This window comes from Sphingomonas rustica (assembly GCF_039652585.1).
GTDB classification, from domain to species: domain Bacteria; phylum Pseudomonadota; class Alphaproteobacteria; order Sphingomonadales; family Sphingomonadaceae; genus Sphingomonas; species Sphingomonas rustica.
In genome coordinates this window covers 1-12,461 of record NZ_JBDIZK010000012.1, presented here as the reverse complement: position 1 = coordinate 12,461, position 12,461 = coordinate 1, and the positions used below count along the sequence as shown (strand labels likewise).

Sequence of the window (12,461 nt, the reverse complement as noted above, 5' to 3'; positions counted from 1 at the left end):
GTGAACGACTGGACCCGCTGCAAGCCCCTGCTCCCCCCGGGCGAGCGCAGCGCCGATGCGCTGACGCCCAGCCTGTCCTGGCCGCAATTGCTGGCCATGGGGGTCGGGGCGATCATCGGGACCGGTATTCTCACCCTGATCGGCGTCGGCGTCGACCGGGCCGGGCCGGCGGTGCTGGTCTCGTTCGCGATCGCTGGCCTAGTCTGCGCTTGCGCGGCGCTGGCCTATGCCGAACTGTCCGCGATGATGCCGGCGGCGGGCAGCGCCTATAGCTACTCCTATGCCGGTCTCGGCGAAGGCTTCGCCTGGGTCGTGGGGTGGAGCCTCATCCTCGAATATTCGCTGGTGGTCTCGACCGTGGCGGTCGGCTGGTCGGGCTATGCCTCGCCGCTGCTGATGGGGATCGGCTTTCCCCAGGCGCTGACGCAGGGCCCCGAACTGGGCGGGCTGATCAACCTGCCGGCGGTGGCGATCATCGCGGTGGTCACCGGCCTGCTGATGCTGGGCACGCGCGAGAGCGCCCGGATCAACTCGGTGCTGGTCGTCGTCAAGATCGTCACGCTGCTGCTGTTCGTCGGCTGCACCCTGCCCTATTTCGACGCGGCCAATTTCAGCCCGTTCATGCCCTATGGCTATGTCTCCCATGTCGACGGCCAGGGGGTCCAGCGCGGCGTGATGGCGGCGGCCGCGATCATCTTCTTCGCCTTTTACGGCTTCGACGCGATCTCGACCGCGGCCGAGGAAACCAAGCGCCCCTCGCGCGACCTGCCGATCGCGATCATCGGATCGATGGTCGTGTGCACGCTCATCTACATGCTGGTCGCCGCGGCAGCCGTCGGCGCGGTTCCGTTTGCGCGCTTCGCCAACAGCCCGGAGCCGCTGGCGCTGATCCTGCGATCGATGAACCAGGACACCATCGCCCGGATCGTGGCGACGACCGCGGTCGTCGCGCTGCCGACGGTGCTGCTCGCCTTCCTGTTCGGGCAGAGCCGGATCTTCCTGGCGATGGCGCGCGACGGCTTCCTGCCGCAGCGTCTGGCGCGGATCTCCAAGCGCGGCACGCCGACGCGGATCACGGTGGTGACGGCGGTGATCGTCGCGGTGCTGGCCGGCCTGCTGCCGATCGGCAAGGTCGCCGCGCTGGCCAATGCCGGGACGCTGATCGCGTTCATCGCCGTCGGTGCGTGCCTGCTGGTGCTGCGGCGTCGTGCGCCCGACGCCCCCCGCCCCTTCCGCCTGCGCGCGGCGTGGCTGGTCGGCCTCGGCACGATCGGCGGCTGCCTCTATCTGTTCCTCAGCCTGCCGATCGAGACCTTGCTGTGGTGCCTGGGGTGGAATGTGATCGGACTGCTGATCTATCTCGGCTATGGTCGCCACCGCAGCCTGCTGACGCGGGCCAGCGCGAAATAGGAGCTGCGACATGCCCAGCCTGGCGAATGCGGTGCTGCTCCTGACGCTGGCTGTGTCGATCCCGCCGCAATCGTCCGCCGTCCCGACGCGCGTCACGATCCAGGCGAACGGGCAATGGACGACCGAGGTGAGCGGGGAGGAAACGGTTCGCGACTGCGCAACCTTCCGCCCGACGGAGCGACAGGTCCGCGACTATTTCGCCGCTGCCATTCCGGTCGATACGCGCGCCTATAATCACGACCTGTCCATGTCGCGCTGTCATGCCCGGGGTTCGGCGCGTTTCGGCAATCGACCCGCCGGGGCATGGCGGTATTCGCCAATGGGGAGCGTCGCTATTTCTACTGCGTGACGTGTCCGGCACCGCCGTTCGAGCCGGTCAGCGACGAGGACCGCGCAATCGCCGCGCAACTGATCAACGCGCAGCCCACGCCGCCGCGCTGACCGTCACAGCCAGCCATTGTCGCGGGCGATCCGGCTGGCTTCGATGCGATTGGAGGCGCCCAGTTTCGCGGCGGCTTCGGAGAGGTAGTTGCGCACGGTTCCGGGGGAGAGGTCGAGCGCGCGGCCGATCTCCTTGTTCGAGCGGCCGTCCTGCGCCAGCCGCAGCACCGCGCGCTCGCGGTCGGTCAGCGGATCCGGCGGGGCGAAGGCAGCGGTGGCGGCAAGGTCGGGGTCGATCAGCCGCCCGCCGGCCGCAACCTGGCGGATCGCGTCGGCCAGCCGTTCCGCCGGGCTGTCCTTGAGCAGATAGCCGCGCACGCCGGCATCGATCGCGCGGCGCAGATAGCCGGCGCGGCCGAAGGTGGTCACGATCAGCACACGCGTTGCCGAGCGCGCCTCGCCGAGCCGGGCGGCAACCTCGATCCCGGTCATGCCGGGCATCTCGATATCGGACAGCAGCACATCGGGCCGAAGCGAGGCGACGAGGTCGAGTGCGGCGGGCCCGTCGGGTGCCCGGCCGACAACCTCGATATCGGGTTCGAGCCCCAGCAGCGACGCCAGAGCGCCCAGCACCATGCCCTGATCCTCGGCGATGACGACGCGGATCATGCCGCCGCCGCGACCGGGACCGCCGCCGTGACTTCGGTGCCGCCGCCGTCCGCCCGCACCTGGAGACGGCCGCCTGCCGCAGAGAGTCTGGCGCGCATTCCGCGCAGGCCCGACCCCTCTTCGAAGCGGCCGCCCTGGCCATTGTCCGAGACGGTCAGGCGCACGGCATCCTCGTCATTGCACAGGGCGATGTCGCATCGCGTGGCGGCGGCATGGCGGATCACGTTGGTGACTGCCTCGCGCAGCGCCATCGCCAGGACCGCGCCGTTGGCCGCGTCGATTACGAGATCCTCGCCGCTGACGTCACAGGCCAGGCCCGCGGTCGCCAGCGCCGCGCGCGATGCTTCGATCTCGCGACCCAGACCGGCGGTGCTGATGCCGGCGACGGTGGCGCGAACCTCCGCCAGCCCGCCGCGCGCCGCTTCCCCGACGTCGCGCATCTCGCGCGCGGCGGCATGCGGATCCGACGCGATCAGCCGGGCGGCGAGGTCGCTCTTGAGCGCGATCAGCGTCAGCGTGCGGCCGAGCAGGTCGTGGAGATCGCGCGCGATCCGCTCGCGCTCCGCCTCCTGCGACAACAGGCGGACCTCCTCCTGCGCCCTGAGCAGCGCCCGGTGCTTGTCGCCGAGCGCGGTGCCCGCCATCTTGCTGTACACGACCATCGTCTGGAACAGCGCCGCCATCGCGACGGCATACCAGGGCGCGCCCTGAAGGATCAGCGCCGCAACCGAGATCGTGATGAAACTCCCGACGATCCGGATCGCGTCGCGCGCTGGCCGAAGCTCGGCGGCGACGGCGCAGGCATAGACCGACAGGACCGACCAGTTGCCGCCGAACGGGATGAGCGCCAGCGCGAGCAGGAAAATGAGGATCGCCGGCAGGATCACCGCGCGGCCGGAGCAGCGCGCCGCATGGATATACAGGGCCAGAAAGACGCACAGGCCCGCCACCGACACGGCCAGGTCGAGCAGGGCCGGCGGGTGGTAGAACCAGGTCATGCCGAACAGCGGCAGATAGGCGAGCCATATCCAGGGGAGACGCACGTCGATCAGCTGGTGATACCAGCGCGGGCTCGCCGGGAATGCCGCTTCGGAGTGCATGACGGTGATGCTTGCGCGGGGCGACGCGGCGGTCAAGCCGGGCTTCGCCGCCAACCGCCCAATGCCAGCCAGGCCAGCACGATCGTGATGCCGACGATCGCCGCCATATGCGCGACGATCGATCCCTGTGGCGGAACCCCGATCGCCGCGAGCGCGAGCTGGCCGAGATGGAAGGAAGGCGTCGCCCAGGCTGCGTGCTGCATCCAGGACGGCAGGATCGAGATCGGCATCCACAGCCCGCCCAGGATCGAAAAGCCGAGATAGAAGGCGTTGGCCGCGGCGATCGCCCCCTTGGCCCCCATGCGCATTCCGACCGCGAACCCGATCAGCGCGAACGGCACGACCGACAACAGATGGACCGCGACCAGCATTGCCCAGACCCCTGCGGCGAACCGGACCCCGCCGATCACCGCCAGACCATAGATCAACGTGAGCGCCAGCGCCGCCATTGCCCCGGCCGAGACCAGCTTGGCGACGATATAGGCGCCCGCTGGAAGCGGCGAGACGCGCTTGAGCTCGATAAGCCCGCTCTCCCGCTCGACCGCGACCCCGGCGCCGAAGCCGAACAGGGCGGGGCCGGTGGCGGCGAACACGCCGAAGGTGGCCAGCGAATAGGCGGTCGCCTCCGGCCCACCCTGGTTCAGCGCGATGGCGAACAGGCCGTAAAAGACCGCCGGGGTGATGATCGTCGGCAGCGCGAATTGCGGCAGGCGCAGATTCTTGAGAAGTTCGGCGACGCTTTCGCGGGCGAACACACCGAGCGGGCGGGCGAGTGCGGTGGCCATCAGGCAGCCTTTCGGGTCGAGGGAGAGAGGTTGGCCAGCGCCTCCTCGAGCGAGGCGGCGCTGATCGTCAGCTCGGCAAGCGACGGATCGGCGGCGAGCAGCGCCCGCGCAGTGGCGGCGGCATCGGCGACGAGCAACGTCGCCGCGGCACCGCTTCGACCGACCGAGCGGACGCCGGGCAGCGCCGAGAGGATCGGATCGCTCAGCGCGGTGCGGCACCGGATGGTCGAGCCGCCGACGCTTGCCTTGATCCCGGCAGGCGCCGCGTCGGCAACGATCCGCCCCTCGGCGATCACGACGATGCGATCGGCCAACGCATCGGCTTCCTCCAGATAATGGGTGGTCAGCAGGACCGCCGCCCCGCCATCGGCCTCTTCCCGAACGGTTGACCACAGGTGGCGCCGCGCCTCGTGATCGAGCCCGGTCGTCGGCTCGTCGAGTACGAGCAGGTCGGGCCGGCCGCAGATGGCGAGCGCGTAGAGCAACCTCCGCTGCTGACCACCAGAGAGCTTGCCGGCGGGACGCCTCTCGAGGCCCTCCAGCCCGGCCAGAGCGATCGTCTCGCTCACCTCGCGCGGGTGGCGATAATAGCCCGATTGCAGGGTCACCAACTCGCGCACGGTGAGCACGTCCGGCAGACCCGCGCTCTGCAGCATCACCCCCATCCGCGCCCGCGCAACCGGCCGCGAGGGATCGAGGCCGAACAGGTCGACCCTGCCCCCATCCGGCGAGAGCCGCCCGGTGAGAAGGCCCACGGTCGTCGTCTTGCCCGCGCCATTGGGGCCGAGCAGCGCGGTGACTTCGCCCGCGCGGATGTCGAGGCTGAGCCCGTCGAGCACCCTGTGACTGCCGAACTGCTTCGATACACCGTCGAGCCTCCCGACGACCTGCATGTCATCCCTGTCCATCACCTGCTCCCTTCACGATCCGGTTCATCGCGAAGGTCGCGGCTGCGCGCCAGTGCGGGGTGTCAGGGCGCAGGGGTGACAGATGTCACCTGCCGGGCGCAGACGAGCGGGCGGACAGGTTCCGGAACCGCGACGACGCGCCCGAGTTTTTGCACGGCGGGACAGCTAAGGTTAAGTGCCGTTCGGCGACGAGTGGGGCGTGTTGGCTGGAGCGGGCGTGGACCGAAGCGAGGAAGAGTCGGGCGCCGACGCGACGCGACCGGTCGGCCGACGACCCGCGCGGCGATGGCGCCGTGTCGCGCTGATCCTGATACTGCTCGTCGCCGTCGCGCTTGCCGCCGCCTGGCTCCAGCGGCGCACCATCGCGCGCAGCTTCGTCGATCGCGAACTTGCCAGGCGCGGCGTGCCGGCGCGTTACGAGATCGAGCAATTGTCGCCCTGGCGGCAGCGACTGACCAACGTGTCGATCGGCGACCCGCGCAACCCGGACCTGACCGCCGACTGGATCGAGCTTCGCACCTCGCTCACCCCGTGGCGCGCCGAAGTGCTGGTGGCGAAAGCGGGGACGGTCCGGCTGCGGGGCCGAATCGTGGGTGGCGCGCTGTCGCTCGGCTATCTGGATCGGCTGATGCCGGCGCCGTCGGGGAAACCCTTTTCGCTGCCGCACCTGAGTGTCGAGGTGGCGGATGCACAGCTTCGGCTCGACAGCGGCAGCGGGCTTGTCGACATCGGGCTCAGCGGGAAGGGCTTGCTGACCGACGGGTTCGCCGGTGCGATGTGGGCGCGTGCGGATCGGCTGGGCGTTTCCGACTGCACCCTGGACGGGGTCGCGGCGCGAATGCGGCTGCGCATCCGGCGCGGCGCCCCATCGGTCGAGGGGCCGGTCGATGCGGCCGCCATCGCGTGCGGCACCACGCGCCTGGCCCAGCCGCATGTCGATCTGGCCGCCGAGCTGGAGGCGTCGCTGGCGCGGTGGTCCGGGCGGGCGACGCTCGGCGCCGCGCGCCTGAGCGCATCGCTTGGCCGGCTCGACCAGCCGATGGCCACCCTCGACTTTGCCGGCGACCGCGCAAGGACGCAGGGCAATGTCACGCTTCGCTCCGGGGCGCTTGCCGCGCAAGGACTCACCGCGGCGTCGGCAACGCTCGCGGGGCGCTATTCGGTCGGCACCGCGACCCGCTTCGACGGCAGGGTCGAGATGGCGGGTGTCGCCCTGCCCTCGCCGCTGCTCGGACGGGTCGCCGCTTATGAAAGCTCCGGTCAGGGCACGCCGGTCGCGCCGCTGGCAAGGCAGTTGGTCCGCGCGCTGCGCCAGGCGGGACGCGGGTTCGGGGGGTCGGCGGACATCGACCTGCGGTCCGGCGACGACGGGACATCGCTCCATCTGAAGACGCTGGACCTGGCGGCGCGATCGGGCGCACGGCTTCGCTTCGGTGGAGGTACGGGCATCAATTTCGATCTGGCCGAGGGGGCGGTCGACCTGTCGGGCAGATTGTCGCTCAACGGTGGCGGATTGCCCGACGTCGCAGTGCAGCTGACGCGCCAGCCGGGAAGCGCCGAGCTTCGCGGCACGGGCGTGGTGCGGCCCTATGCGGCGGGCGGTGCCAGCCTGGCCTTGTCGGCTCTGGACTTTCGCGTGCGCGGCGATGCCGGCGAGGTGCGGACCGTGGCGACGCTGTCGGGTCCGCTGAATGGCGGGCGGGTCGACGGGCTGTCGATGCCGCTCGTGGCGCGCTGGGACGGGCCGATGCTGGCCGTGAATCCGGACTGCCAGACGGTCAGCTTCTCGCGCATCGCGACCGCCGGCATGGCGCTGAACGCCGACCGCGTCGCGCTGTGCCCGATCGGGCCGGCGATGGTGCAGTGGGGCGCGCGGGGTCTGACGGGTGGCGTTCGAACCTCCGCGATCACGCTGGCGGGGAGCATGGGTGACAGTCCGCTGAACCTGTCGGCGGAGACGGCCCGGCTCGACCTGACCGCGGGCAGATTCGGGATCACCGGGGCGGCGGTGCGACTGGGTGCCGATCAGCCGACGCGGCTCGATATCGGCCAGCTCACCGGCGGATTCGGATCGACGCCGGGCGGCGAGTTCGAGGACCTGGGCGGCCAGATCGGCCCGGTGCCGCTGATCCTGTCGCACGGCAAAGGCACGTGGCGGGTCGAGCAGGGCGCGCTCTCGCTGCTGGGCGGCTTCCGGTTGACCGACGCGGAGACGACGGCACGGTTCGAGCCGCTTGCCGCGACGAATGCGCATCTCATCCTGCGCGACGGTAATGTCACGGCGCAGGCCGAGCTGGTCGGCACCAGGCGCCCCGTGCCGGTGGGCATGGTGACGGTCAGGCACGATCTGGCGACGGCCGAGGGCGATGCCCGGATCGAGGTGCCCGGCATTCGCTTCGCGATCGACGGCCTCCAGCCGACCGACCTGACCGCGCTCACCTTCGGCGTGATCGCCGATGTCGAGGGCCTGGTCGCAGGTACCGGCCGCGTCGCCTGGTCGGGCGATCGCGTGACGAGCACCGGCAGCTTCACCGCGACCGATGTCAACCTGGCGGCGGCGTTCGGCCCGGTCCAGGGGCTCAGCACGAGGATCGATTTCACCGATCTGCTCGCCATGCGCACCGCCGAGGGACAGGTCGCCACGGTGGACGAGATCAACCCCGGCGTGCCGGTGCGCGACGGCACCTTCCGCTATCAGATCCTCGACACCCGCCGCGTGCAGGTGGAAGGCGCGCGCTGGCCCTTTGCCGGCGGCGAACTGATCCTCGACCCGACGACGCTCGACTTCAACGAGGCGGGCGAACGGCGGATGACCTTCCATGTGAAGGGCGTCGATGCTGCGCTGTTCCTCAAGGAGATGGCGTTCGACAATCTCGACGCCACCGGCACGTTCGACGGCACGCTGCCGATGATCTTCGACGCCAATGGCGGCCGCATTGAAGGCGGCGAGCTGCGCGCGCGGGCGGGCGGCACGATCGCCTATGTCGGGGAAATCTCCCAGCGCAACCTGGGGATCTGGGGCAATATGGCGTTCCAGGCGCTCAAGTCGCTCGACTATGCCAATCTGACGATACGGATGAACGGTCCGCTGGCGGGCGAGATGATCACCGACATCAGCTTTTCGGGCATCAGCCAGGGCAAGGGGGCGAAGTCCAACTTCCTGATCCGCCGGCTGGCCAAGCTGCCCTTCGTCTTCAACGTGCGGATCAACGCGCCCTTCCGCCAGCTCCTCGATTCAGTCCAGTCTTGGTATGACCCCAAGCGTTTGATCGAGCGCAACCTGCCTGCGTTGCTCGAAGAACAGAATCGTGCGCAGGGAGCGCAGAAGCCAGTCGTTCAGCCCCTCGAAAGCGTCCCCGTTCCATGAAAGGCACCATGATGAGTTCACAGGATTCGACGCGCCGGCCCGGCTATCTGGGACTGGGGTATCTGGGGCTCGCGCCGCTGATGATGGCGGGCGGCTGCATCAACGTGAACGCGCCGGACAAGCCGATCGTCATCAACCTTAATATTTCGATCACTCAGGAAGTGGTCTATCGCCTGGACAACAAGGCGAAGGCCATCATCCAGGACAATCCGGGGATCTTCTGATGCGCAACCTGCTTCTCACCTTCGGCCTGGCGACGACGCTCGCCGCCGGCTTGACCCTTCCCGCCTTCGCCCAGCGCGACCCGGCCTATCAATCGGCGCGCCAGCAGGGCCTGGTCGGCGAACAGCCCGACGGCTATCTCGGCATCGTCGGCACCGCCACGCCCGAACTGACCGCGATGGTCAACAACATCAACATCCAGCGGAAGCGCCAGTACACCCAGCAGGCATCGGCCAGCTCGACCGTCGAGCAGATGGCGTTCGTGACCGGCTGCAACCTGATCTCGCGCACCGCTGCCGGAGAAAAGTACCGGGCGCCGGACGGACGCTGGCTGACGCGCGGCAACGATGCGCCGGTGCGGGATCCGCGCTGCTTGTAAAACTGGCAGGCGCCAGCGGGCAAGCGGGCGCCGCGCAGCATCCTGCGCCGGACTTCTGGTTCGTCGGATGGGCGGCCATCGTATCTGCACGCCGGGCCCGTTGCGCCCGCATCGCGCGCCACGGCCGCTCGAGGATCGTGACCCGGGTCACCGGCTCCGACGAAGCCGGGCGCGAAAGCGCGATGCAGTTGTTTACCGACGCCGGCGCCCCTAAAGTCGCGAGCTTCCACGATCGCTTCGTCCGGACGGACGAGGGCTGGCGCTTTTCGGAGAGACGCGGCAGCCCGATCTTCTGACAGGGGGCATTATTGCGCATGGCTGGCTCTCCGCCGTCGACGGTCAAATCCGCGATGCGTACGATCGACATCCTGGAATATATCGCGGCGCGGCCGACGGGGGTGGTGGCGCAGGAGATCGCGGCCGGGCTCGCGATTCCGGTAAGCAGCCTGTCCTATCTGCTCGCCACGCTGGTCGAGCGCGACTATCTGACACGCGACGGTCGTCGCTATCTGCCGGGCAACGCGCTGGGCCGGCTGGCGGCGCCCCGCACCTCGCTTTCGCTCGCCGATCGCGCGCGGCCGTTCGTCAAGACGCTGCGCCGGCATGTCAACGAGACCGCGTCCTTCTTCATCCAGGATCTGTGGCAGCTGGAAGCGGTCGTCACCGAGACGGCGGAACAGTCGCTGCAATATTCGATCGCAGTCGGCGCGCGCAGCCCGCTTCATTGCCTGGCAGCCGGCAAGGCGATCCTCGCGACATTGCCGCCCGCCGATCTCGACGCCTTTTTCGCGGCGGCACCCCTCGCCGCCTTCACCCCGAGCACCATCACCGACGAAGCCGCGCTGCGCGCCGAACTCGACGACGTGCGCGACAGCGGAGTCGGGCGCACCAACGGGGAATATACGGCCGGCATCCGCGGATTGGGGATGGCCGCGACGGTCGGCGGCACGGTGCTGGGCGCATTCGCGGTCGCCATCCCGCTCCCGCGCTTCACCCCCGCAACCGAAACGCGCGCCATCGACGCCCTGGCGCAGGCAGTCGCGCGCTTCACCGCGGAAGTCGCGAACGACTGAAGTGAACGCGAGCGGTGCGGTGCCCGCTTGGCGAGAGTCCGCCATAACTGTGCGGCTGAGACACCCGACGTTCTACTTTGCGGACGGTTTGGTATCTGGATGACGGCGATCCTCGCTTCATTGCCGGCGAGCGTGATTGCCCGCCCGAAGACTGCGGCGGCATCCCGGCTTCTATGAGATGCTCGGAGCGAGGACCGACCCTGCCATCCCGATCACGCCGACATCACCGAGTGGCTCGACGGCTACGATCCTGATGAACTGGACCTTTTCCCGCCCAGCGCTAAACGCACTATTTAAACCCAAAGAACTGCAATTGCGTAACGTCGTCTTCTTCACGGTACGTAAACTCAATCTCGTACCCATCAGTAAAACTGATGATGAACACAAGTTTCTCGTTCTTCATAAATCGTATTTTCCGACCTCGAACCATAAAACGGTTGGTTAGGTCCTCATACTCACCACCCACGCCCATTTCATCTTTAGCATCCAACCGCCCTACTTCATCCCAGTAGAGTAGGCCAAGGTCAACATATACCCTGTGATAATGTCCTGACAGCCTAAGAAATATGATATCAAAATCATCAGGAGTGCTTTTGTAAGCGAAAAGCTCCTCGCAAATCAGACCCGAAACAAACGGCACCTCGCCAAGGTAGCCCCTTAAAACCATTCGCCCGTTGTCCACAATTACAGTCCTTTCGGGAAGGGCATTATCCATGTGCTCAAGGTCGGCCGCCGGTGATGCGCGGGCCATAGCGTTCCGGCAGGTCGCGCCATGGCGCACCGGAGCGTAGCATCCAAAAGATGCCGTTCAGTACGCGTCGGTCATCGACGCGTGGGACGCCTCGCGGCTTGTTGGGCAGCAGCGGCTCGATCACTCGCCATTCGAAGTCGGTCAGATCATATCGGCTCATGCCAAGCTTGACCACATTTGCCCTATCGAGGAAAGTTCATCCTGCTGAGCATCGGGGGAGCGGCTGCGACAGCCATCGGATGACCTTTGGGCGATTGAGAAGACCCGGGGGCGGGCTTGCCAGTCGATATTACCTCGTCATCGGTGCCCACGGAGTGATCGAGTTCGCCAGTCACAACGGCCATCCGGCGATTGTCCTTCTTGGTAACACCGCCTGCCTCATCCCACTCGAGGTAAACGGCGCTGCGATGGGCACTGTAGTCTTCGCAACTCGCGTAAATGCCTAGATTCTCAAACTCATAAACGATCAATCCTTGCATGGCGATACTCTGACTACGCCAACGATCGTGGCTCTCCGAAATGTCGGCAATCCCTACTTGCGACTGACTACAGCCAACGACGCAAAAGCCGAGCACTGGCAAAGCGGCAAGCCACACCCAGATTCTCCCTAACGATGCAGCGCGGGTCTTAAGGTCGTACATTGTGCAAAATCTCGTCCAGATTTTATGATTTCACAACATAGTCGGTGCCGTGATCACAAGCCTACTTCAGCTCGAAATGTTAAATAAGATCGCACCCGCTTTGAGAATCCTCAACGTGAGCCGATTCCCTCAGGAATACTAGAAAGACAATGAAATATCTACAAAGCGAAGAACTGCAACTGCATTGCATCATGCTCCACACTATATTTAAACAAAAACTCATATCCATCCGTAAACGTAATCCGGAATACGAGGTTATTATTTTCTATATAATGAATTTGCCTCCCCCTGACCTTTATAATGTCCGTTAAGTCCTCATACTCCTCCCCCTCGCCCAATTCGGAGTCAGCATCCGGCCACCCGCCTTCATCCCAAAATAGTTCGCCGTCATCGAAATAGAACCTATGAAAGGACCCAGAAAGCCTGATGTACATGATATGGAAGTCTATATTTCTCCTAAAAGCAAAAAAACCTTCGCATGTCAGACTGGAAACAGACGGAACCACTCCCAGATAGCTTCTTAAAACCAACTCATCCTTACTCATTGAAATCCTCCTGGAAAGTTCGGAGCTGCCCGCCCCTCGCATCAAATATAGTCGAAAATCTTCCATCCGGGTGACGTAGGCAAGGTGTACTGCACTGCGTCCGGGCGCTAGCACTACTTTGGCACTTTAGGTTCGGCCGGCGTGCCGAGTGAGCGCTGACAGTGCGGGCATCGGGAGGGTGGTGGTCGTGCGAAGAGGTCGAGGATGGCCTGCCTAACGGCCGGCATGCT

Annotated in this window: 13 protein-coding genes and 1 pseudogene; 7 read left to right on the top strand and 7 right to left on the bottom strand. The window is 66.6% G+C overall.

The window, feature by feature from the left end:
• Together TPR58_RS18030 and TPR58_RS18025 are read left to right on the top strand one after the other, a co-directional pair.
• On the top strand, positions 1 to 1,410 hold the full coding sequence (locus TPR58_RS18030) for an amino acid permease (protein WP_428835736.1): 1,410 nt from the start codon (positions 1 to 3) through the stop codon (positions 1,408 to 1,410).
• A gap of 10 nt (positions 1,411 to 1,420) precedes the next feature.
• Positions 1,421 to 1,759, top strand: a complete 339-nt coding sequence (locus TPR58_RS18025; RefSeq protein WP_346248130.1) for a hypothetical protein — start codon at positions 1,421 to 1,423, stop codon at positions 1,757 to 1,759.
• Between the two features lie 95 nt (positions 1,760 to 1,854).
• Here TPR58_RS18025 and TPR58_RS18020 read toward each other — a convergent pair whose 3' ends face one another.
• Genes TPR58_RS18020 through TPR58_RS18005 form a run of 4 tightly spaced genes read right to left on the bottom strand, consistent with a single transcriptional unit; the run spans position 1,855 to position 5,253 of the window.
• Positions 1,855 to 2,460 carry a response regulator transcription factor gene (locus TPR58_RS18020; protein WP_346248129.1) on the bottom strand — a complete coding sequence of 202 codons (606 nt, stop codon included), beginning with the start codon at positions 2,458 to 2,460 and terminating at the stop codon, positions 1,855 to 1,857.
• Positions 2,457 to 3,560 carry a sensor histidine kinase gene (locus TPR58_RS18015; protein ID WP_346248128.1) on the bottom strand — a complete coding sequence of 368 codons (1,104 nt, stop codon included), beginning with the start codon at positions 3,558 to 3,560 and terminating at the stop codon, positions 2,457 to 2,459. Before TPR58_RS18015 ends, TPR58_RS18020 begins: the two co-directional genes overlap by 4 nt.
• A gap of 32 nt (positions 3,561 to 3,592) precedes the next feature.
• On the bottom strand, positions 3,593 to 4,345 hold the full coding sequence (locus tag TPR58_RS18010; protein WP_346248127.1) for an ABC transporter permease: 753 nt from the start codon (positions 4,343 to 4,345) through the stop codon (positions 3,593 to 3,595).
• A complete protein-coding gene (locus tag TPR58_RS18005; protein WP_346248126.1) occupies positions 4,345 to 5,253 on the bottom strand; it encodes an ABC transporter ATP-binding protein in 909 nt (302 codons plus the stop codon). The genes TPR58_RS18010 and TPR58_RS18005 overlap by 1 nt, the downstream gene beginning before the upstream one ends.
• A 217-nt stretch (positions 5,254 to 5,470) precedes the next feature.
• Between TPR58_RS18005 and TPR58_RS18000 the strand changes: the two genes are divergently transcribed.
• From TPR58_RS18000 to TPR58_RS17980, 5 genes are all read left to right on the top strand, one after another.
• A complete protein-coding gene (locus tag TPR58_RS18000) occupies positions 5,471 to 8,620 on the top strand; it encodes an intermembrane phospholipid transport YdbH family protein (RefSeq protein ID WP_346248125.1) in 3,150 nt (1,049 codons plus the stop codon).
• 11 nt (positions 8,621 to 8,631) lie between these two features.
• Positions 8,632 to 8,844, top strand: a complete 213-nt coding sequence (locus TPR58_RS17995) for a YnbE family lipoprotein (protein ID WP_428835737.1) — start codon at positions 8,632 to 8,634, stop codon at positions 8,842 to 8,844.
• On the top strand, positions 8,844 to 9,221 hold the full coding sequence (locus TPR58_RS17990) for a YdbL family probable chaperone protein (RefSeq protein ID WP_346248123.1): 378 nt from the start codon (positions 8,844 to 8,846) through the stop codon (positions 9,219 to 9,221). Before TPR58_RS17995 ends, TPR58_RS17990 begins: the two co-directional genes overlap by 1 nt.
• A 137-nt stretch (positions 9,222 to 9,358) precedes the next feature.
• Complete coding sequence (locus TPR58_RS17985; RefSeq protein ID WP_346248122.1) at positions 9,359 to 9,517, top strand: nuclear transport factor 2 family protein; 159 nt, start codon at positions 9,359 to 9,361, stop codon at positions 9,515 to 9,517.
• Positions 9,518 to 9,571: 54 nt separating this feature from the next.
• Positions 9,572 to 10,294 (top strand): IclR family transcriptional regulator, encoded by a 723-nt coding sequence (locus tag TPR58_RS17980; RefSeq protein WP_346248121.1) that lies wholly within the window; start codon positions 9,572 to 9,574, stop codon positions 10,292 to 10,294.
• A gap of 289 nt (positions 10,295 to 10,583) precedes the next feature.
• Here the strand turns inward: TPR58_RS17980 and TPR58_RS17975 are convergent, their stop codons facing one another.
• From TPR58_RS17975 to TPR58_RS17965, 3 genes and pseudogenes are all read right to left on the bottom strand, one after another.
• Entirely contained in the window at positions 10,584 to 11,045 is a 462-nt protein-coding gene (locus TPR58_RS17975; protein WP_346248120.1) for a hypothetical protein, read from the bottom strand.
• Positions 11,029 to 11,205 (bottom strand): annotated as a pseudogene (locus TPR58_RS17970) (transposase); the annotation flags it as partial. The pseudogene TPR58_RS17970 and the gene TPR58_RS17975, both read right to left, overlap by 17 nt.
• A gap of 639 nt (positions 11,206 to 11,844) precedes the next feature.
• Positions 11,845 to 12,231, bottom strand: a complete 387-nt coding sequence (locus TPR58_RS17965; protein ID WP_346248119.1) for a hypothetical protein — start codon at positions 12,229 to 12,231, stop codon at positions 11,845 to 11,847.
• Between the last annotated feature and the right edge of the window lie 230 nt (positions 12,232 to 12,461).